This window comes from Cryobacterium sandaracinum, from assembly GCF_004403415.1.
Lineage (GTDB): Bacteria > Actinomycetota > Actinomycetes > Actinomycetales > Microbacteriaceae > Cryobacterium > Cryobacterium sandaracinum.
Genome location: NZ_SOGO01000017.1, coordinates 18,335 through 37,313, shown reverse-complemented (window position 1 = coordinate 37,313; position 18,979 = coordinate 18,335). Strand labels below are relative to the sequence as shown.

The following is an 18,979-nucleotide window of genomic DNA, read 5'->3' as shown; positions in this document are numbered from 1 at the left end:
CTGATCAACGACATCCGGTCGAGTAAATTGGCGTGTCGGGCTCGACTACTTGGTCAGGCGCCCCAGGGCAGAACGGATCAGACTGCCGCGGATCACTTCGAGCTGGCCGGCGATCTCGACCGCCATTTCGGCGGCCTTAGCCCGGCTCGATGCGTCTTTACGGCGGGAGAGCGGCACGAGGGCACTCTCGATCAGGCCGAGCTCGCGTTCGGCCGCGCCACGGAATCCACGCAGGTGGCGGGGCTCGATTCCGCTGCGCTGCAGTTCGACCAGGGCCCGCAGCACGCTGAGCGCGTCGTCGCCGTAGAAGTCGGCCGGCAGGATGATCGATGCGGAAACGGCGTCGTGCAGCAGCATCGCGGAGGCCCCTGCTTCGCGCAGCAGTTCGTCGCGGTCCAGCCGGCGGGCGATCGACAGCATCGACGGTCCCGGCGTCACCCCGCCGGGCAGGGTCGGCGAGAGGCCCGCGTCAAGGTCGGCCAGGTAGCCCCGGATGACCTTGAGGGGGAGGTAGTGATCGCGCTGCATGGAGAGGACCAGGCGCAGCCGGTCCAGGTCACCGGCGCAGAATTTGCGGTAGCCAGACTCCGTGCGCGCCGGCGCGACCAGTCTCTGTTCCTCCAGAAACCGAAGTTTGGACGGGGTCAGTTCCGGAAATTCCGGCGTGAGCCGGGCAAGCACCTGTCCGATGCTGAGCAGTGACGTCGCGCCCGGCGCTCTGGCCCGGGCTGCGGACGCGGGCACTACTCGCTCGCCTGAAGCTTGAGGTCGTGCCGCGAGGCGTAGAACGTCAGCCGGAACTTACCGACCTGGACTTCGGCGCCGTCGTGCAACAGCGCGGTGTCGATGCGGACCCCGTCGAAATACGTGCCGTTGAGGGACACCAGGTCTTTCACCTCGAACTTGGATTCGTGGCGCAGGAACTCCGCGTGCCGACGAGATACCGTGACGTCGTCGAGGAAGATGTCCGCATTGGGGTGACGGCCCACAGTGGTCACGTCCGCATCCAACAGGAAACGAGCGCCGGCGTTCGGGCCGCGCCGGACAACGAGCAGCGCCGAGCCGGAGGGCAGAGCCGCGATGGCTTCCTGTTCTTCGGCCGTGACGTCACCGTCGAGTGATGCCAGCTGGGCCGCGAATTCCTGCCCGAACGTCATCGTCGTGTCGGTATTGGAATAGTTATCGGGCGCGGCCTTGCGCTGGGGTTCATTCGTCTTTTTGGAATCGTTCACCGTACACCTCCTGGTCCTCCAGCGTATCGGATGGAACGGGCTGAATTGCCCGCGGAATGCGAATCACCCGGACGGTCTCGACGGCGTAGATTATGCCTGCCCACCAGTAAAGAAACGCTCCCCAGATGCCAAAGGCCCAGCCCACCGGGAGCGACCACCAGGACACCGTGGGGAAGGCCTCTCCCAGCATGATCATCGGCAGGGCGTAGAAGAGGCAGAAGGTCGCGACCTTGCCGAGCTGGTGAACGGGCAGAGGCCCGAATCCGTAATTCGCGAGGATGACGCCGAGTCCGAGCAGGAACACGTCCCGTCCCACGATGACCAGGACGATCCACCAGGGCATCAGGTCGCGCCAGGCCAGTCCGAGGAGGGCGGCGAAGATGTACAGCCGGTCGGCGGCCGGGTCGAGCAGCTGGCCGAGCCGCGTGATCTGGCCGAACCTCCGGGCCAGGTAGCCGTCGAGGAAATCGGTGAGGCTGGCCACCATCAGCACCAGGAGCGCCCAGGCATCCTCTCCGCGCACCAACACGACCAGAAAGACCGGCACCAGCGCAAGGCGCAGCATGCTGAGCAGATTGGGCAGGGTGATCACCTTTGAGCTGACGCCGGTTCCCTCTGCCCCTGTCACAATCATCGAGTCTACCGACGCGGCGGCCGAACCGGAATGCGGCCTCGTCAGTTTCCCGACACCCGTTTATGCCCCTTGTCGGCGCGTTTCTCGGATTTATCCGACGCGCCCGGCTTCGCCTGGCCGCGGCTGCGCTCCACGCTGCGGCGGAGGGCCTCCATCAGGTCGAGCACCTCTCCCCCGCCTTCCTCGCCTTCCCGGGGTTCGCGGCCGAAGGTGAGCTCGGTGTCGAGGGCTTCGCCCGCGGCGAGCTTCGCCTCGAGCAGTTCGCGGAGCTGGTCCTGGTAGTCGTCCCGAAAATCCTGCGGCGAGAACTCGGCGGCGAAGGAGTCGACCAGTGCGGCCGAAAGCTCGAGCTCCTGGGCGGAGATGCGCACCGACTCCTGGAGCATCGGGAATTCAACGGCCCGCACCTCGTCGCCCCACAGCAGCGACTGCAGCAGCAGCACGTCCCCGCGCACCCGGAGGGCACCGAGTCGGGTCTTCTGCCGCAGCGCGAACCGCACGATCGCGGTGCGGTCGGTGGCGTCGAGCGCACGCCGCAGTAGAACGTAGGCCTTGGGTGAGCCGGAGGGTTCGAGAAAATAGCTGCGCTCGAACATGATCGGGTCGAGCTGGTCGCTCGGCACGAACTCGACGACCTCGATCTCGCGGCTTCTCCCGGCCGGCAGCGTGCGCAGATCCTCGTCGGTGATGACAACCGTCTTGTCGCCGCTGTCCCAGGCCTTGTCGATGTGCGCATAGTCGACGACCCGTCCGCAGCGCTCGCACCGGCGCTGGTAACGGATGCGCCCGCCATCGGCGTCGTGCACCTGGTGCAGGGCGACGTCGTGGTCTTCGGTGGCGCTGTAGACCTTGACGGGCACATTGACCAACCCGAAGGTGATCGCGCCCTTCCAGATCGATCTCATCACTTCAGTACACACCCGGTGCGCCGAGAGGGCTAGGCACGCTGTGGCCGCGAGAGCATGCTGGAGCTATGAACGAGCGGCCGCCCTCCCCTGACTCCCGCCAGGTCGTCACCGTCGGCGGACACCGGATCACACTCACGCATCTCGACAAGGTGCTCTACTCGGAGTCGGGGACCACGAAGGCCGACGTTCTCGGCTACTACGCGTTCATCGCCGACGTGATGATCCCGCACACCGCGAACCGCCCGGCGACCCGGAAGAGGTGGGTACACGGTGTGGGCACCCGGGACGCACCCGGACACGTGTTCTTCCAGAAGAACCTGGACCAGGCGACGCCGAGCTGGGTGAAACGCCGGCCGATCCAGCATTCGAACCACGTGAGCGAGTACCCGCTGGTCAACGACCTCGCGACGCTGACCTGGCTCGCCCAGATCTCGGCGCTGGAGATCCACGTTCCGCAGTGGCAGTTCGGCCGGGGTGGACGCCCGCGCAACCCGGACCGACTGGTGATCGACCTGGACCCCGGCGACGGGGTCACCCTCGACGAGTGCGCGGAGGTCGCCCGTCTGGCCCGGGCCATCCTGCGGGACATGGGCCTGGACCCGCTGCCGGTCACCAGCGGGTCGAAGGGCATCCACCTCTACGCACCGCTGGACCTCACGCACACCTCGGACCAGGTCTCCCAGGTCGCACACGAGCTGGCCCGCGCGCTCGAAGCCGACCATCCGGACCTCATCGTCAGCGATATGAAGAAGGCTCATCGACCGGGGCGGGTGTTCGTGGACTGGAGCCAGAACAGCGCCCACAAGACGACCATCACCCCGTATTCGTTGCGCGGAACGCTGCATCCGATGGTGGCCATGCCGCGCACCTGGCGGGAACTGGCCTCCCCCGGGCTCGCACAGATCGACTACAAGCAGGCGATGCACCGGGTGCAGCGTAGCGGGGACCCGCTGGCCGCGCTGCTCGAGGCACATTCCGGCCGGGGCACCACGGATGCCGGTGGTGCCGGTGACGAGACCGGTAAAGGCGCCGGGGCGGGAGCCGGTGCGCTGGCCGTCTACCTCGGCAAACGAGACGCTTCCCGCACCTCGGAGCCGATGCCGACCGGTGCGCCGGACGCATCCGCGGGTCGGTCATTCGTCATTCAGGAGCACCACGCCCGCAACCTGCACTACGACTTTCGGCTCGAGCACGACGGGGTGCTGACGTCGTGGGTGTTGCCGCGCGGGGTGCCGACCGATCCGGCGAAGAATCGGCTCGCCGTGCGCACCGAGGACCATCCGCTCGAATACGCCACGTTCGAGGGTGATATCCCGGCCGGCGAATACGGGGCCGGCACCATGAGCATCTGGGACCACGGCAGCTACGAGCTGGAGAAGTGGCGGGATGACGAGGTGATCGCCGTGCTGCACGGCGAACCGGGCGGCAGGCTCGGTGGCACGCGGCGCTTTGCCCTGATCCGCACGAAGGGCACGGACGTGGCCGACCGGAACTGGCTGATCCACCTGATGAAGACACGGCCGGCCCGGCGGGCCGGGGACGTGGGCACCGGGGCGGGCGCGACGGCCAAAACGGGCGGCCGGTCCGCACGCCGAACACAATACGGGCCCATGCTTGCCACGCCCGGTTCCATCGCCGACCTGTCCGAAGACGACGAGTGGACCTACGAAATGAAGTGGGACGGCATCCGCGCGCTCGCCTATCTCGGAGCCGCCGGCCTAGGCCCGGACGTGCGCTTGTTCACCCGGAACGGCAGCGACATCACGCACGCGTATCCCGAGCTGGTGCGCGCGTTGCCGGGAGCGGTTTCGGCCGACTTTGCGGTGCTCGACGGGGAGATCGTCGCGATGGACGCGGGCGGGCGGCCGAACTTCGGGCTGCTGCAGACGCGGCTGGGCCTGACCGGTCGCCGACAGATCGAAGCGGCCGAGGCATCCACCCCGGTGCGGTTTCTGGCTTTCGACGTGCTCGAACGTGACGGGGAGCCGCTGCTCGACCTGACGTACACGGCCCGGCGCCGTGTGCTCGAGGAGATTGTCACCGGGTCCGGTGCGGTGCAGGTGCCGCCGGTCTTCACGGGCGACTCCACCCAGGCCGTGGCGACCAGCAGCGAGCTCGGCTTCGAGGGGATCGTCGCCAAGACCCGGGACGGGCGCTACGAGGCCGGTCGGCGGTCCCGATCGTGGATCAAGATCAAGCACCATCGCACCCAGGAGGCGGTGATCGGCGGGTGGCGACCGGGCAACGGGCGCCGAGCCGACACCGTGGGCTCCCTCCTCCTGGGGATTCCGAACGGAGACACGCTGACCTATATCGGCCGGGTCGGCACCGGGTTCCGGGACGCAGACCTCGAGGACCTGCGGGCGCGACTGGATGCCATCGCTGCGGTGGACAACCCCTTCACCGGCATCCCGCCCGCCGGCGCCCGCGATGCGCGGTGGGTGCGCCCGGTGCTGGTGGGCGAGGTGGAATTCTCCGAATGGACCGGCACGGGGCGAGCGCGCCACCCGGTCTGGCGCGGTTGGCGGCCGGACAAGTCACCGGGCGAGGTGGTGCGGGTTTAATGGCGGTGCGGGTTCAGAGGCGGGCGAGTAGGGCCGGCCAGCTGGTGGCGAAGCCAGGATGCAGCGGCAGCGCGTCGACCTCGTGGCGCGGTACCCAGCGCAACGCGATGCTCTCCTGGTCGCTGATCACGGGTTCGAAGCGCTTCGTGGCGCGCACCACGACCGTCGTGTACGACCAGAAACCGAGGTCGAGCACGGAGCTGAACTGCACGGAGACCAGCTCCGGGGGCACGCCGGCCTCTTCGCGGGCCTCCCGCAGAGCCGCTTCGAGCGCACTCTCGTGTTCGTGGCGCGCCCCGCCGGGCAGCCCCCAGGTGTCACCCTGGTGGCTCCAAAGCGCGCGGTGCTGCAGCAGCACCCCCAGCTCCTCGTGGTGCACGAGCAGGCCGGCCGCCCCGAAAAGACCCCAAAACTTGCGGCCGTCGGGCCCGTACACCCACCCGTCACCGTTTGTGCTCATGGCTCAAGCATGCGCCACGGTCCCGTGAATACGCACCGTGTTGAGTTGCGTTCGACTCGCGGCGCAGGCTTTGGATGGTGGCGCTCGGTAGATCGTGCGCCGGCTTTCAGAGGGTGCGCCACGACGAGCGAGCCGCGCCGAGTGGGTACCTGGGCGGGTTAGAGGGCGACGATGGCGTGCACAGGAGCGTCGCCGAGGCGCGTTCGGCCGACCAGTTCGGTCAGCTCCAGCACGACGCCGACGCCGGTCAGGCGGTAGCCGGCGCGCTCGATGAGCCGGGCGGTCGCGGCGATCGTGCCGCCGGTGGCCAGCACGTCGTCGACGACCAGCACGCGGGAACCCGGCGCGAGCTGGCCGATCTCGAGCTCGAGGCAGGCCGAGCCGTACTCGAGGTCGTACTCCTCGCTCAGCACCGATCCGGGGAGCTTGCCACCTTTGCGCACGGCGAGCACGGCGACATCCGCCGCGTAGCCGATCGCCGCGGCCAGCAGGAAGCCGCGGGCCTCAATGCCGGCCACCGCGTCGAATTCACCCTGGAACCGGCCGGCGAGCTCGTCGATCAGCGCTCGAAAAGCGGCGGCGTCGGCGAACACCGGGTTGAGGTCGCGGAAGAGGATGCCCACTTGCGGAAAATCCTGGTACGAGGCGAGAAGGGCGTTGACATGGTCTGCAGCGGGGGTGGGCACCCCACGAGTTTAAGCGTGCGGCCGACGGATGCCGTGCGGGCCTCCCGACGCCCCTCAATGGACGGTTCGGACAGGGCCCCGTGCTAGCCTCGCATTTGGCTAATCAGATTAGGTATTTTTTCCGGTATCTTGACTGAATCACCCGAAGGGATGGCTAATGCGGCCGGTCGAAGTGCTCGAAGAACTCGTGGTCCTGCTGGACGAGTCCGGCCGCGAAATCGGTACGGCCCCGAAGCTCAGTGTGCACGACACAGACACCGCGCTCCACCTCGCTTTCTCCTGCCACGTGCTCAATCCGGCCGGCGAGGTTCTCGTCACCCGACGCGCCCTGTCGAAGAGGACCTGGCCGGGCGTCTGGACCAATTCCTTTTGCGGCCATCCGCTCCCGGGCGAGGAATTTCCCGCTGCCATCGAGCGGCGCGCGCTGTTCGAGCTCGGACTCTCGATTGCGAACCTGACGGTCACCCTGACTGACTTCCGCTACCGCGCCGTCGACAGCAGCGGCATCGTCGAGAACGAGATCTGCCCCGTCTACCTGGCCCGCGCCACCGGCGAACCCGTACCCAACCCGGACGAGGTCATGGAATTTGCCTGGGTGGAGCCGGCCGCCCTGCAGCGCTCGGTGCGGGACGCCCCGTGGGCGTTCAGCCCCTGGTTGGGGCTGCAGCTCCAGGAATTGACCAGTTTCGATGCATGAAATCCAGGCGCTCGGGGTAGGGACGGAGTTGCAGCGTTTTTTCGCCGCCGCCCGCCTGCGTGCCAGCGACTACGGCGAACACTATGTCGCGCTCTGGGACTCTCTCGAGCAGGCCAGCAGCGGCGGCAAGCGTGTGCGCCCCGCACTGGTGCTGGCTGCGTTCACCGGCCTCGGCGGCACCGACCTCACCCTGGCCACTCCGGTCGCGGTCAGCTTCGAACTGTTGCACACGGCCTTCGTGATCCACGACGACGTGATCGACCACGACCTCGCCCGCCGCGGCGTGGCCAACATCGCCGGGCAGTTCACCGAGCGCGCCCTCGCCCACGGAGCCGGCGACCAGGCCGGGGCGTGGGCCGCGACGGCCGCGATCCTGGCCGGCGACCTGGCGCTGAGCGAGGCCCACCGCGCCCTCGCGATGCTGCCGGTCGAGCTCGAACTGCGCGGCCGCCTGCTCGACCTGCTCGATCGAGCGGTGTTCGTCTCCGCTGCCGGGGAACTGGCGGACGTCACCAACGCCGCGTCGAAGCATCCGCTCACGGTGGCCCAGGTCATCTCCACCCTGGAGCAGAAGACGGCGGTCTACTCGTTCGAGGCTCCCCTGCAGGCCGGCGCCATCCTGGCCGGCGGCTCGGCCGAGGCGATCGACGTGCTCGGCGCCTACGGCCGCCTGATCGGCGTGGCCTTCCAGCTGACCGACGACGTTCTCGGGGTCTTCGGCAACCCGGAGAAGACCGGCAAAAGCGTGCTCACCGACCTGCGGGAAGGCAAGCAGACGACCCTGATCGCCCACGCGGGCACCACCCGCGGCTGGCCAGAGATCGCCCCCTTCATCGGCAAGGCCGACCTCACCGAGGCGGAAGCGGACACCGTGCGCGGCCTGCTTCGTGACTGCGGTGCCCTGCAGGCAACGGATGAGCTGGCCACCGACCACTGCACTCGCGCCGTGGCCGCGCTCGACACGGCCGCCGTACCGGCGCCCCTGCGCGCGCTGCTCACCACCCTGGCAGGCACCGCCGTGAATCGCAGCCGATGAAACGTGACAGCCCCGACGACCACACCGGCATCGCGAAGTACAACGCCGCGGCCCGGGCCAGCTCCGCCACGGTCATCGGCCACTATTCCACCTCGTTCGGCCTCGCGGCCCGTCTCCTCGAGCCGCGCGTGCGCAGCCAGGTGCGCACCATCTACGCCCTGGTCCGGGTCGCCGATGAGATCGTGGACGGCGCCGCAAGCCAGGCCGGCGTGAACGTGGACGGCCAGCGCGACCTGCTGGACGCGCTCGAACGGGAGACCAGCCAGGCGATGGGGTCGGGCTACAGCACCAATCTGGTCGTGCACGCCTTCGCGGCGACCGCCCGGGAAGCCGGAATCGACACCAGCCTGACCACACCCTTCTTCGCCTCGATGCGCCGGGACCTCGACCCGTCGCCGTTCGACGCGGCCGGAGTGGCCGAGTACATCTACGGTTCGGCCGAGGTGATCGGGCTGATGTGTCTGCGCTGCTTCGTGCAGGACACGCGGTGCACGACCGATGAGCTCCAGGTTCTCGAGGCCGGTGCCCGGAGCCTCGGCGCGGCCTTCCAGAAGGTCAACTTCCTGCGCGACCTCGCCGCCGACCGGGACGCCCTCGGCCGCAACTACTTTCCCGGTGTGAACCTGCTGACCATGACCGAAACACAGAAGAACGAACTCCTCGACGACATGGACGCCGACCTCGACGCGGCGGCCCGCGTGTTGCCCATGCTCCCGGTGGGGAGCCGCCGCGCGGTCACCGCTGCACACCACCTCTTCGCCCGCTTGTCGGCGAAGCTGCGAGTCACCCCCGCGCGAGAACTGATGAGCGCCCGGGTACGGGTGCCGGATCCGGAGAAAATCATGATTGCACTCACCGCGTCGTTCGGACCGGGAGCGTGGAAGCGATGAGCGCACCGACCAGGCACACCGTTGTCATCGGCGGCGGCATCGCCGGACTGGCCAGCGCCGCGCTGCTGGCCCGGGACGGCCACCAGGTCACCCTGCTCGAGGCGCAGGCCACCCTCGGCGGCCGGGCCGGCTTCTGGGACGTCGACGGCTTCCGGTTCGAGACCGGGCCGTCCTGGTACCTGATGCCGCAGGTGTTCGACCACTTCTACCGGCTGTTCGGCACATCCTCCGCGGAACAGCTCGACCTAACCCGCCTCGACCCGGGCTACCGGGTCTTCTTCGAGGGCACGACGGAGCCGGTGGACATCGCGGCCGAGCGGGCCGACAACATCCGTCTGTTCGAAAGCCTCGAACCCGGTGCGGGCGCGGCCCTCGACCGCTACCTCGTCTCGGCCAAAGAGACATATGACATGGCAGTCAAACGGTTCCTGTATACAAGCTTCGCCTCCTTCACACCCCTGCTGGTTCCGGATGTCCTGAAGCGGCTCGGTCGGTTGGCCCGACTGCTGCTGCAGCCGCTGGACAAGTTCGTGGCCGGCTATGTGAAGGACCACCGTTTGCGCCAGATCCTCGGCTACCCAGCCGTGTTTCTCGGCTCCTCGCCCGACCAGACCCCGTCGATGTACCACCTGATGAGCCACCTCGACATGGCCGACGGCGTGCTCTACCCGCAGGGTGGGTTCACTCGGCTGATCGACAGCATCGCCGACATCGCGAAAGCTCAGGGCGTGACCGTGATCATCGAGGCGACTGTGACGGCGATCCACACCACCCCGGGCGCCGCAACCGCCGTCGCCGGGGTCAGCTATCGCACGGGCGACGGCACCAGTGTCACCCTCGACGCCGACACGGTCGTCTCGGCCGCCGACCTGCACCACACGGAGACCGAGCTGCTGCCGGCATCCGCGCAGACCTACCCCGAGCGCTGGTGGCGGAAACGCGTCTCCGGTCCGGGCGCCGTGCTCGTGATGCTCGGCATCAAGGGAGACCTGCCCGAGCTGAAACATCACAGCCTGTTCTTCACCAGGGACTGGGCCGAGAACTTCGGCCGTATTTTCGGCAAGAAGACCAGCGTGCCCTCGCCGGCCTCCTTCTACGCCTGTATGCCCAGTGCCACCGACCCGGGAGTCGCCCCTGAGGGCTACACGAACATGTTCCTGCTGGTGCCGATCCCCGCCGACCCGGGCCTCGGCCACGGCGGGATCAACGGCCAAGGCTCGGCCGCGATCGAGAAGATCGCGGATGACACCGTCAAACAGCTCAGCGACTGGGCCGGCATTCCCGACCTGGCGGAGCGGATCGTGGTGCGCCGCACGGTGGGACCCGGCGACTTCGCCGACGACCTCAACTCCTGGCGCGGCGGGGCCCTCGGCCCGGCGCACACCCTGCGGCAGAGCGCATTCCTGCGCGGCTCCAACGCCTCCGCGAAGGTCGACGGTCTGTTCTACGCCGGCGGAACCACCATCCCGGGCATCGGACTTCCGATGTGCTTGATCAGCGCTGAAATTCTCCTCAAGCGGATCAACTCGGACACGAGCACGGGACCGCTCCCGGAACCGCTGCCGAACTCCGTGCGGGCGCCGCTGCCGGAAGCCCAGTGACTTCGGCAGCACAGTGAATCCGGTAGTGCTGTGACGTTCGCGTATCTGCTGACCCTGCTTCTCAGCCTGGGGGCGATGGTGCTGCTCGACCGTCGCTTCCGGCTGTTCTTCTGGCGGAACCCGGTGCGAGCTGCCATCGTGCTCGGCGTCGGGTTGGTGTACTTCCTCGTCTGGGACCTCTTCGGAATCGGCCTGGGCATCTTCTACCGGGGCGAGACGACCCTGATGACCGGTCTGCAGCTGGCCCCGGAGCTGCCCGTGGAGGAGTTCTTCTTCCTCACCTTTCTCTGCTACCTCACCATGAACGCCGTGCAGGGGGCGCGCCTGCTGCTCGCCTCCCGGGCCAAACGGGCCGGCGTCGAAGAGGGGAGCGACGGGTGACCTACCTGCTCCTGAACACCGTCTTCCTTCTGCTCGGCACGGCTGTGTTCCTCACGGCCGTGCGCCGCGGCCGGCTCTCCCGGCACAGCATCCGTGCCGCCGGGATCGCCATGGCCGCCGTGCTCGTGCTCACGGCCGTTTTCGACAGCATTATGATCGGGGTCGGACTGGTCGACTACGATCCCAGCCGCATCTTTGGATTGCGGATCGGCCTGGCCCCGATCGAAGACTTCGCCTATCCCGTTGCGGCAGCGCTCCTGCTGCCCGCGCTCTGGGCTCTGCTGGAAAGAAAACCGAATGACTGAGACTCGCACCCCACCGCTCTGGAAGACCCGGCAGGTGCTGCTCTCGTCACGGCCGCTGAGCTGGATCAACACGGCGTTCCCGTTTGCCGCCGCGTATGTGGTGACGACCGGCCGGGTGGACGCCTTGCTGCTGGTGGGCACCCTCTTCTTCCTCATTCCGTACAACCTGCTGATGTACGGAATCAACGACGTCTTCGACTACGAGTCCGACCTGCGCAACCCGCGCAAGGGCGGCGTCGAGGGAGCCATGCTGGACCCGGTCCTTCACCGCACGGTGCTCGTCTCCGGAATCGTGACGGCTGTGCCCATGCTGGTGGCGATGCTCGTCCTGGCCGGCGCGGAGCATCCGTGGTCATGGTTCATTCTGGCCGTGAGCCTGTTCGCGGTGGCCGCGTACTCCGTTCCGGGACTGCGGTTCAAGGAGCGCCCGATGGTGGACTCGATCACCTCGAGCACCCACTTCGTCAGCCCCGCCGTCTACGGTCTCGTAGTGGCCGGCGCCGTCGTGACGCCCGGCCTGGTTGCCCTGCTCGCCGCGTTCTTCCTTTGGGGCATGGCCAGCCACGCGTTCGGCGCCGTGCAGGACGTCGTGCCCGACCGGGAAGGCGGCATCGCCTCGATCGCGACCGCGCTCGGCGCCGCGCGGACCGTGCGCCTCGCGATCGCATTCTGGGCCCTGGCCGGACTGCTCATGCTTGTGGCCGGCTGGCCCGGGCTGCTGGCCTCGGTGCTCGCGGTGCCCTACATTCTGGCGGCCTGGCCGTTCCGGTCGGTGTCGGACGAGCGGTCCGAGACCGCGAACGCCGGCTGGACGCGTTTTCTCTGGCTCAACTTCCTGACCGGATTCCTGGTGACCATGCTGCTGATCGCCTGGGGGAAGCTCGGGCCTTTCTAGGGTGCGGGCCGTTCGGGCCTGCGCGCCGTAGAGTCGAGGGATGGAGCCTCTGACCACCGCCCGTGTCGACAGCTGGACCTGGGCCGTGCGGATGTTCAAGACCCGTTCCCAGGCCACGGCCGCCTGCCGAGCCGGTCACGTGAAGGTGAACGGCGAGCGGGCCAAGTCCGCGCAGACCGTGCGGATCGGCGACGAGGTGCGGGTGCGCATCAGCGGTTTCGACCGCATCCTGGTCGTGTCGAAGATCATGGTCAAACGGGTCAGCGCGCCAGTCGCGGCGGAGTGCTTCGTCGACCAGACTCCCCCGCCGCCCCCGCGCGAGGAGGTGGCGCTCCTCCCGATGCGGGACCGCGGCGCCGGCCGTCCCACCAAGCGCGAACGCCGCGAGATCGACAAGCTTCGGGCGCCCGAGGTGCTGCCGCCTGGCCCCGACGACGAGTAGCAGCGTCCCGGCTCAGTCGTGGGTCAGGCCCGGCCGAGCTCGCGTGTCGCCGGATGTGCCAGATCACCGCCCGTGCAGCCGGGCGGTGCGGTTCGGACATTCACCCCTCGTTCTGGCTCTCCGCCGAAACGACGGTGGAATCGCAGCCAGACGGGCGCGGCCAGGGTGGCGGCCTACCTGCCGTTCATGCCGCGCACGGCCGGGCCCGGCAGGGTGGAGGCCGAGCAGAGGTAGAGCCAAGGAACCGGCGTCTTCCAAGATGCCGTCGACGATGCTCAGCTTCTCCGTGCGCTGGGCGCCGGCGGGCCGGCTCTCCCGCTCGGTGACGTGCACGCTCAGCCCGGTCCGGGCCAGGACGAGCGCCGCCCCCGGCCCGTGGGCCCGGCTCCAAACACGTCGACGTCAGGCACGGGACCTCCAGGCCAGGGTGATGGGGGCCACGAGCAGGCCGACCTCCGAGCGCACCCACCACTCTCGGGTCTCTCGGCGTTCGTCCGGAGTGGAGTAGCGGTAGCGGTAGACCCGGGCGCGCACGTAGCGGGGCGGGGCCTGCGGGAACGGGTTGACCCGCACCATCCGCAGCGTGGGTCGGTCGCCCTCGAGGAGGCGGGCCAGGAACATCTCGAACCAGCGGGTGCCCGGGTCGCCGAGCGCCAGGAACCACATCAGCCAGTCCAGGCGCAGGTGGTACGGCGCGAACTGGCGGGGCCGGTGCTCGGGGTCGCCGGGCTTGCCGCGGAATTCGTAGGCGCGCCAGCCCGTCTCGTCAGTCGGGTCGGCGGCGTCGCTGCCCTCGACGACCACCTCGTGGCGCTGCCGGGTGACCGTGCCGAACGCACCGTAGGCGTTCACCAGATGGTACCGGTTGAAGCTCGCATTCATCAGTTGCCGGCGGGCGACCAGGTTGCGAAGCGGCCAGTAGCTGAGCACCAGGAGCAGGGAGGTGGCCAGGCTGACCACGATCACGAACCAGAGCGGGCCATCCGGTGCGGCCTCCCCGGCCGGCAGCCACGGCAGCACCGCGCGCAGCGTGGCGTCGTCGACGGCAGAGAAGGCCAGCACGATGGTGATCCAGTTCAGCCAGGCGAAGTTGCCGGTGAGCACCAGCCAGAACTGGCTGAGGATCACGATCAGGGCCGCGACGGATGCGACGGGCTGGGGCGCAAAGAGGAAGAACGGCACGACCAGCTGCGCGAAGTGGTTGCCGATCACCTCCCCGCGGTGGAACCACGGGGGCAGATGGTGTGCGAACCAACTGAGCGGGTTCGGCATCGGCTGCGTTTCATGGTGGTAATAGAGAGCGGTCAGGTCTCGCCACTCCCGGCCGCCGCGGATCTTAATCAGGCCGGCGCCGAATTCCAGCCGGAAGAGCAGCCAGCGGCAGAACAGGATCACGAAGAGCGGAGGGGCCACCTGCTCGGAGCCGAGGAAGGCCACCACGAAACCGGCCTCCAGCAGCAGACTCTCCCAGCCGAACGAGTAGAAGGATTGGCCGACGTTGACGATCGACAGGTAGCCCACGAAGAGCAGGAGGAAAGCGACCATCGGCAGCCAGGGCGACCCGAGCTGCGGCAGGCCGGCCACGAGCGTGGCCGCCACGGCGGCGCCGGACCAGGCGAGGGAACGCAGCATCCGGTCGGAGTAATGCCAGTGGAAAATACTCGGCGACGCGCTGAACCTCACGCGGGCCACAAAACGGGCCACCGGGAGCAGGCCATGGTCGCCGAGCAGCGCGGGGAATTGGTTGACGGCCGAAACGAAGGCGATCAGGTAGCAGGCAGCCACCCCGCGCTGCAGCACCTGCCGCGCGATCTCGTATTCTCCGGCCCCGAACCAGTCCATTTGCGCACAATCTAGGCCTTCCCCGGCCTGGGTTCAATCGGACCGGCTGTAATCGGAGCCGCCCCCTTGACGGGGGAAACTAAACCGGTATAGCCTTTCTAAACCGGTTCAGGTTGGGTCGGCTGTCAATGAGGAGGCCCAGAAACGTGCCTGCGAACATTCCTGCCACCACCACCGTGAACCCCACCGCTCAGTCCACCACGAAGTCCGCCGCGAAGTCGGTCGCGAACCCCCCAAAGGTCACCATCGAGGTGGTCGCCAAGCGGGCCGGCGTCAGCAAGGGCCTCGTCTCCTTCGCTCTCAACAACCGGCCCGGAGTCGCCCCCGAGACCCGGGTGCGCATCCTTCAGGTCGCCAAGGAGCTGGGCTGGAAGCCGTCCCTCCGCGCCCGGTCGCTCTCCACGCAGCGGTCCTACGCGCTCGGCCTCGTGATCGCCCGCAACCCGGACGTGCTTGCCTCCGACCCGTTCTTTCCCTCCTTCATCGCGGGCGTCGAGAGCATCCTTGCCCCGGAAGGTCGCGCCCTCGTGCTCAGCGTCGTTCCCGACGAGGAGACCGAGTTGAAGACCTACCGCTCACTCGTGGCCGACGGGCGCGTCGACGGGGTCTTCCTCAGCGACCTCCGCCACGGCGACCCGCGCATCCCGCTCCTCGCCGAGCTGGGTCTGCCGGCGGTCACGCTCGGACGCCCCGACGGGCCCAGCCCCTTCCCCGCGGTGACCGTGGACGACACACCTGGTGTGATGGCATCCGTCGCTCACCTCGCCACCCTCGGCCACCGCCGCATCGCGCACGTCGCGGGCAGCTCGACGCTGCTGCACGGCAGCCGCCGGCGCGCGGCCTTCGCCGCCGCCCTGCGCGAGGCGGGCCTGCCGGAGGGGCAGACCGTCGAGACCGATTTCTCCGTGGGCGCCGGGTCAGATGCCACTCGGCGCCTCCTGACCCAGGACACGCCCCCGACTGCGATCGTCTACGCCAACGACCCGATGGCCATCGCCGGTCTCGGCATGGCGCACAAGCTGGGCGTGCGGGTCCCCGACGACCTCTCGATCACGGGCTACGACGACATCGACTTCTGCCGTTACGTGTACCCGCCCCTGACCACCGTCAGCGCAGCACCGATGGCGTGGGGGCGCGCGGCGGCGAGCACGCTTTTGGCCCTGATGGAGAACGGCTCGGCGGACGACGTGGACCTCCCGGCGGCCCGGCTCGTGGTGCGCGGGTCGACCGCCCCGCCCCACGGCTGACCCACAGCGCTGACACATGTTTACCGCAGCAAGGCTGCTGCGGGTTTCGAGAAATGGAGCACCACATGCACAGCAATGGAATGGCCAAGCGGATTCTCACCGTTACGGCGGCATCCGCCACAGTGGCCCTGGCACTGAGCGCTTGCGCGTCAGGGGGGACGACGGGTGACGCGGCCACCAACCGCGGGCCGATCACGATCTGGTACTCGAACAACGAAACCGAGATCGCCTGGGGCAAGCAGATGGTGGAGGCCTGGAACGCCGAGAACCCGGATGAAAAGGTGAAGGCGCAGGAAATCCCGGCCGGTAAGAGCAGCGAGGAGGTCATCGGTGCCGCCATCACGGCCGGCAACGCCCCCTGCCTCGTATTCAATACGGCCCCGGTCGCGGTGCCGCAGTTCGAGAAGCAGGGTGGTCTCGTCGACCTCTCCAGCTTTGAGGACGGCGCCGCCTACATCGAGGCACGCAGCGGCGACACGGCCGAGCAGTACCAGGGCGCCGACGCGAAGTACTTCCAGATGCCGTGGAAGTCCAACCCCGTCATGATCTTCTACAACAAGGACATGTTCACCGCCGCCGGACTCGACGCCGAGAACCCCCAGTTGGCCACCTACGACGAATTCCTCGCCACCTCGCGCACCCTCGTCGAGAGCGGCGCCGCGCCGAACGCCATCTACCCGGCCCCGACCAGTCAGTTCTTCCAGAGCTGGTTCGACTTCTACCCGCTCTACGCCGCCGAAACCGGTGGCACGCAGTTGATCGAAGACGGTGAGGCCACCTTCAACGACGAGGACGGCGCGAAGGTCGCGGAGTTCTGGAAGACCCTGTACGCCGAGGGTCTTGCCGGCAAAGAGCAGTACCAGGGCGACTCGTTCGCCGATGGCCAGGCCGCGATGTCCATCGTCGGCCCGTGGGCCGTGTCGGTGTATAAGGACGCCGTGAACTGGGGTGCGGTTCCCGTTCCCACCAGCGAGGGCACTCCGGCCGAGGAAACCTACACGTTCAGTGACGCGAAGAACGTCGGAATGTTCACGGCCTGCGAGAACCAGGCCACCGCCTGGGATGTGCTGAAATTCGCCACCAGCGAGGACCAGGACGGACAGCTTCTCGAGCTGACCGGCCAGATGCCGCTCCGCGAGGACCTCCCAACGGTGTACCCGGAGTACTTCGCGGCCAACCCGGCCTACGAGCAGTTCGGCGACCAGGCATCCCGCATGGTCGAGGTTCCCAACGTCTCCAGCTCGGTCGCCGCCTGGCAGGCCTTCCGCGACGCGTACACGAAGTCGGTCATCACCGGCGAGGGTGAAATCCCCGCCGCCCTCGACTCCGCCGCCGAGAAGATCAAAACCCTGATCTCCAAGCCGTAACGGATGTCCCAGTCAACCGCGAGTCGGACCGTCGCCGGGAGGAGCACAACTCCTCCCGGCGGGGGCCCCCGCCGCCGCAAACACCCCCTTCTGGGCAAGAACCCATTCGGGCTCCTGCTCAGCGCCCCCTACCTCATCTTCGTTCTGGCCGTCTTCGCCTACCCGCTGGTCTTCGCCTTCTGGATGTCGTTCCACGACTACTTCTTCGCAGCACCCGGCGCCGCTGTGGACCGGCCATTCGTCGGCCTGGACAATTTTCGGGAAGTGCTGGCCGACCCGGCCATCATCCGTTCCTTCGGCAACGTGGGAGTCTTCCTGCTGATCAACGTGCCGTTGACGGTCATCCTCTCGCTCATGCTCGCCACCGCCTTGAACAAGGCCGTGCGGTTCCGCACCTTCCTGCGCGTCGCCTACTACGTGCCCTACGTGACCGCGAGCGTCGCCGTCGTCGGCGTCTGGATCTTCCTGTTCAGCGGCAACGGCCTCGTGAACCAGATTCTCGGGCCGCTCGCGCCCGATCCGGCGTGGCTGATCAACGAGGACTGGGCCATGCCCACCATCGCGATCTTCGTGACCTGGAAGGGCCTCGGATTCTTCATTCTGCTCTACCTGGCCGCCCTGCAGAACGTGTCGGAGGAACTGTACGAGGCCGCTTCAACGGATGGCGCGGGCAGGATCCGAAGTTTCTTCTCGGTCACCGTGCCGGGCGTACGCCCGGCGACTGTGCTCGTGCTGCTGCTCTCGACGGTCACCGGCGCCAACCTCTTCACGGAGCCGTACCTGCTCACCGGCGGCGGCGGCCCGAACGGGGCATCCTCGTCACCCGTGCTGATGATGTACCAACGCGGGATCGAACAGGGGTCGCCCGACACGGCGGCCGCGATCGGCGTCATCCTCGTGATCGGAGTTCTCATCCTCGCGTTCATCCAGCGCAAGCTTGCAGGCGGTGACGAATCATGAGCCGCGGGCAGAACATCCTGCGGGGTGTGGTGCTCACGGTCGGGGCGCTTGTGTTCCTGTTCCCCTTCTACTACATGGTCATCGGCTCGCTCCAGAAGGAACCGGACCCGACTGTCGCCGGCGCGTTCCCGAACCCCGCCAACCTGACGCTCGACAACTACGGTGACATCAACAGCCGGATCAACCTGCTGCAGGGGCTGCTCAACTCGGGGATCTTCACGGGTGGCGTCATTCTCTTCACCGTGGTTTTCGGTGTTCTAGTGGGCTACGCCCTCGCCCAGCTGCAGTGGCGCGGACGCGGTGTCACCTTCGCTCTCGCACTGCTCGTGCAGGTCGTGCCGTTCCAGCTGCTGATGATCCCGCTCTACGTGATGATCGCCCGGGACTACGGACTGGCCGACAACTATCTGGGCATGATCCTGCCGTTCGCCATCAACTCGACTGCCGTGATCATCTTCCGGCAGTACTTCCTGCAGATTCCGAAGGATCTGTTCGATGCCGCCCGCATCGACGGCGCCGGCGAACTGCGGATCCTGCGGCGGATCGCCCTGCCTCTGGTGCGGCCGGCCCTGCTGACCGTCGTGCTGCTGACCTTCATCGGACCGTGGAACGAATTCCTCTGGCCGTTCCTGATCACCAAGGAAGCGTCCCTCCAGCCTCTCGCCGTGTCACTCGCCAACTACCTCAGCAATATCGCCGCTACAGCGGCGAACCCGTTCGGGGCGGTTCTCGCCGGGGCCTGCGTCCTGGCCGCCCCTGCTGTGATCCTGTTCCTCCTCTTCCAACGGCACTTCGTGTCGAACAATATCGGCTCCGGCGTGAAAGGTTAGAA

At 67.8% G+C, this 18,979-nt stretch carries 20 protein-coding genes; 13 read left to right on the top strand and 7 right to left on the bottom strand.

Annotated features, from left to right (window positions below; genetic code table 11):
• Nucleotides 1-45 precede the first annotated feature (45 nt).
• Genes ftsR through ku form a run of 4 tightly spaced genes read right to left on the bottom strand, consistent with a single transcriptional unit; the run spans nucleotide 46 to nucleotide 2,771 of the window.
• Nucleotides 46-744, bottom strand: coding sequence for a transcriptional regulator FtsR (gene ftsR / locus E3T25_RS05555; protein ID WP_134372898.1), 699 nt, complete (start codon nucleotides 742-744; stop codon nucleotides 46-48).
• The gene (locus tag E3T25_RS05550; protein WP_104099541.1) at nucleotides 744-1,157 is read right to left on the bottom strand and encodes an FHA domain-containing protein; all 414 of its coding nucleotides are present in this window, start codon (nucleotides 1,155-1,157) and stop codon (nucleotides 744-746) included. Before E3T25_RS05550 ends, ftsR begins: the two co-directional genes overlap by 1 nt.
• 49 nt (nucleotides 1,158-1,206) lie before the next feature.
• Complete coding sequence (locus E3T25_RS05545) at nucleotides 1,207-1,860, bottom strand: CDP-alcohol phosphatidyltransferase family protein (protein WP_255409007.1); 654 nt, start codon at nucleotides 1,858-1,860, stop codon at nucleotides 1,207-1,209.
• Nucleotides 1,861-1,907: 47 nt separating this feature from the next.
• The gene (gene ku, locus E3T25_RS05540; RefSeq protein ID WP_134372895.1) at nucleotides 1,908-2,771 is read right to left on the bottom strand and encodes a non-homologous end joining protein Ku; all 864 of its coding nucleotides are present in this window, start codon (nucleotides 2,769-2,771) and stop codon (nucleotides 1,908-1,910) included.
• Nucleotides 2,772-2,839: 68 nt separating this feature from the next.
• Between ku and E3T25_RS05535 the strand changes: the two genes are divergently transcribed.
• Nucleotides 2,840-5,338: an ATP-dependent DNA ligase gene (locus E3T25_RS05535; protein ID WP_134372892.1), complete on the top strand. Its 2,499-nt coding sequence runs from the start codon at nucleotides 2,840-2,842 to the stop codon at nucleotides 5,336-5,338.
• 13 nt (nucleotides 5,339-5,351) lie between these two features.
• Here the strand turns inward: E3T25_RS05535 and E3T25_RS05530 are convergent, their stop codons facing one another.
• Nucleotides 5,352-5,798 (bottom strand): NUDIX hydrolase, encoded by a 447-nt coding sequence (locus tag E3T25_RS05530; RefSeq protein ID WP_104099545.1) that lies wholly within the window; start codon nucleotides 5,796-5,798, stop codon nucleotides 5,352-5,354.
• A 158-nt stretch (nucleotides 5,799-5,956) separates the two neighbouring features.
• Complete coding sequence (locus tag E3T25_RS05525) at nucleotides 5,957-6,484, bottom strand: adenine phosphoribosyltransferase (protein ID WP_134372889.1); 528 nt, start codon at nucleotides 6,482-6,484, stop codon at nucleotides 5,957-5,959.
• Nucleotides 6,485-6,641: 157 nt separating this feature from the next.
• Here E3T25_RS05525 and idi point away from each other — a divergent pair, with 157 nt between their 5' ends.
• The 8 genes from idi to E3T25_RS05485 are packed head-to-tail and all read left to right on the top strand — an operon-like array spanning nucleotide 6,642 to nucleotide 12,731.
• Entirely contained in the window at nucleotides 6,642-7,181 is a 540-nt protein-coding gene (idi, locus tag E3T25_RS05520) for an isopentenyl-diphosphate Delta-isomerase (RefSeq protein ID WP_134372886.1), read from the top strand.
• Nucleotides 7,174-8,217: a polyprenyl synthetase family protein gene (locus E3T25_RS05515; protein ID WP_104099327.1), complete on the top strand. Its 1,044-nt coding sequence runs from the start codon at nucleotides 7,174-7,176 to the stop codon at nucleotides 8,215-8,217. The genes idi and E3T25_RS05515 overlap by 8 nt, the downstream gene beginning before the upstream one ends.
• Nucleotides 8,214-9,107, top strand: a complete 894-nt coding sequence (locus tag E3T25_RS05510) for a phytoene/squalene synthase family protein (protein ID WP_134343338.1) — start codon at nucleotides 8,214-8,216, stop codon at nucleotides 9,105-9,107. The genes E3T25_RS05515 and E3T25_RS05510 overlap by 4 nt, the downstream gene beginning before the upstream one ends.
• Nucleotides 9,104-10,708 carry a phytoene desaturase family protein gene (crtI, locus tag E3T25_RS05505; protein WP_134372883.1) on the top strand — a complete coding sequence of 535 codons (1,605 nt, stop codon included), beginning with the start codon at nucleotides 9,104-9,106 and terminating at the stop codon, nucleotides 10,706-10,708. Before E3T25_RS05510 ends, crtI begins: the two co-directional genes overlap by 4 nt.
• Before the next feature lie 30 nt (nucleotides 10,709-10,738).
• Nucleotides 10,739-11,089 (top strand): lycopene cyclase domain-containing protein, encoded by a 351-nt coding sequence (locus E3T25_RS05500; RefSeq protein WP_134372880.1) that lies wholly within the window; start codon nucleotides 10,739-10,741, stop codon nucleotides 11,087-11,089.
• Nucleotides 11,086-11,394, top strand: a complete 309-nt coding sequence (locus E3T25_RS16680; RefSeq protein WP_166785956.1) for a lycopene cyclase domain-containing protein — start codon at nucleotides 11,086-11,088, stop codon at nucleotides 11,392-11,394. Before E3T25_RS05500 ends, E3T25_RS16680 begins: the two co-directional genes overlap by 4 nt.
• Entirely contained in the window at nucleotides 11,387-12,289 is a 903-nt protein-coding gene (locus E3T25_RS05490; protein ID WP_134372877.1) for a prenyltransferase, read from the top strand. Before E3T25_RS16680 ends, E3T25_RS05490 begins: the two co-directional genes overlap by 8 nt.
• A 40-nt stretch (nucleotides 12,290-12,329) precedes the next feature.
• Nucleotides 12,330-12,731 (top strand): RNA-binding S4 domain-containing protein, encoded by a 402-nt coding sequence (locus E3T25_RS05485; protein WP_104099321.1) that lies wholly within the window; start codon nucleotides 12,330-12,332, stop codon nucleotides 12,729-12,731.
• 402 nt (nucleotides 12,732-13,133) lie between these two features.
• Here the strand turns inward: E3T25_RS05485 and E3T25_RS05480 are convergent, their stop codons facing one another.
• Nucleotides 13,134-14,573: a lipase maturation factor family protein gene (locus tag E3T25_RS05480; RefSeq protein ID WP_134372874.1), complete on the bottom strand. Its 1,440-nt coding sequence runs from the start codon at nucleotides 14,571-14,573 to the stop codon at nucleotides 13,134-13,136.
• 146 nt (nucleotides 14,574-14,719) lie between these two features.
• Between E3T25_RS05480 and E3T25_RS05475 the strand changes: the two genes are divergently transcribed.
• The 4 genes from E3T25_RS05475 to E3T25_RS05460 all read left to right on the top strand — a co-directional run bounded on the left by E3T25_RS05475 (nucleotide 14,720) and on the right by E3T25_RS05460 (nucleotide 18,977).
• Entirely contained in the window at nucleotides 14,720-15,820 is a 1,101-nt protein-coding gene (locus tag E3T25_RS05475) for a LacI family DNA-binding transcriptional regulator (RefSeq protein ID WP_241980652.1), read from the top strand.
• A gap of 80 nt (nucleotides 15,821-15,900) precedes the next feature.
• Entirely contained in the window at nucleotides 15,901-17,187 is a 1,287-nt protein-coding gene (locus E3T25_RS05470; protein ID WP_104099318.1) for an extracellular solute-binding protein, read from the top strand.
• A gap of 3 nt (nucleotides 17,188-17,190) precedes the next feature.
• On the top strand, nucleotides 17,191-18,147 hold the full coding sequence (locus E3T25_RS05465) for a carbohydrate ABC transporter permease (RefSeq protein WP_104099317.1): 957 nt from the start codon (nucleotides 17,191-17,193) through the stop codon (nucleotides 18,145-18,147).
• Nucleotides 18,144-18,977, top strand: coding sequence for a carbohydrate ABC transporter permease (locus E3T25_RS05460; protein ID WP_104099316.1), 834 nt, complete (start codon nucleotides 18,144-18,146; stop codon nucleotides 18,975-18,977). Before E3T25_RS05465 ends, E3T25_RS05460 begins: the two co-directional genes overlap by 4 nt.
• Nucleotides 18,978-18,979: the final 2 nt, after the last annotated feature.

Bases quoted from the DNA above. Each gene is read 5' to 3' on its own strand.
- E3T25_RS05470 (WP_104099318.1), top strand. From the start codon at position 15,901: ATGGCCAAGCGGATTCTCACCGTTACGGCGGCATCCGCCACAGTGGCC.
- E3T25_RS05535 (WP_134372892.1), top strand. From the start codon at position 2,840: ATGAACGAGCGGCCGCCCTCCCCTGACTCCCGCCAGGTCGTCACCGTC.
- crtI (WP_134372883.1), top strand. From the start codon at position 9,104: ATGAGCGCACCGACCAGGCACACCGTTGTCATCGGCGGCGGCATCGCC.
- E3T25_RS05465 (WP_104099317.1), top strand. From the start codon at position 17,191: ATGTCCCAGTCAACCGCGAGTCGGACCGTCGCCGGGAGGAGCACAACT.
- E3T25_RS05550 (WP_104099541.1), bottom strand. From the start codon at position 1,157: ATGACGTTCGGGCAGGAATTCGCGGCCCAGCTGGCATCACTCGACGGT.
- E3T25_RS05515 (WP_104099327.1), top strand. From the start codon at position 7,174: ATGCATGAAATCCAGGCGCTCGGGGTAGGGACGGAGTTGCAGCGTTTT.
- E3T25_RS05460 (WP_104099316.1), top strand. From the start codon at position 18,144: ATGAGCCGCGGGCAGAACATCCTGCGGGGTGTGGTGCTCACGGTCGGG.
- E3T25_RS05510 (WP_134343338.1), top strand. From the start codon at position 8,214: ATGAAACGTGACAGCCCCGACGACCACACCGGCATCGCGAAGTACAAC.
- E3T25_RS05490 (WP_134372877.1), top strand. From the start codon at position 11,387: ATGACTGAGACTCGCACCCCACCGCTCTGGAAGACCCGGCAGGTGCTG.
- ku (WP_134372895.1), bottom strand. From the start codon at position 2,771: ATGAGATCGATCTGGAAGGGCGCGATCACCTTCGGGTTGGTCAATGTG.
- E3T25_RS05485 (WP_104099321.1), top strand. From the start codon at position 12,330: ATGGAGCCTCTGACCACCGCCCGTGTCGACAGCTGGACCTGGGCCGTG.
- idi (WP_134372886.1), top strand. From the start codon at position 6,642: ATGCGGCCGGTCGAAGTGCTCGAAGAACTCGTGGTCCTGCTGGACGAG.
- E3T25_RS05530 (WP_104099545.1), bottom strand. From the start codon at position 5,798: ATGAGCACAAACGGTGACGGGTGGGTGTACGGGCCCGACGGCCGCAAG.
- E3T25_RS05480 (WP_134372874.1), bottom strand. From the start codon at position 14,573: ATGGACTGGTTCGGGGCCGGAGAATACGAGATCGCGCGGCAGGTGCTG.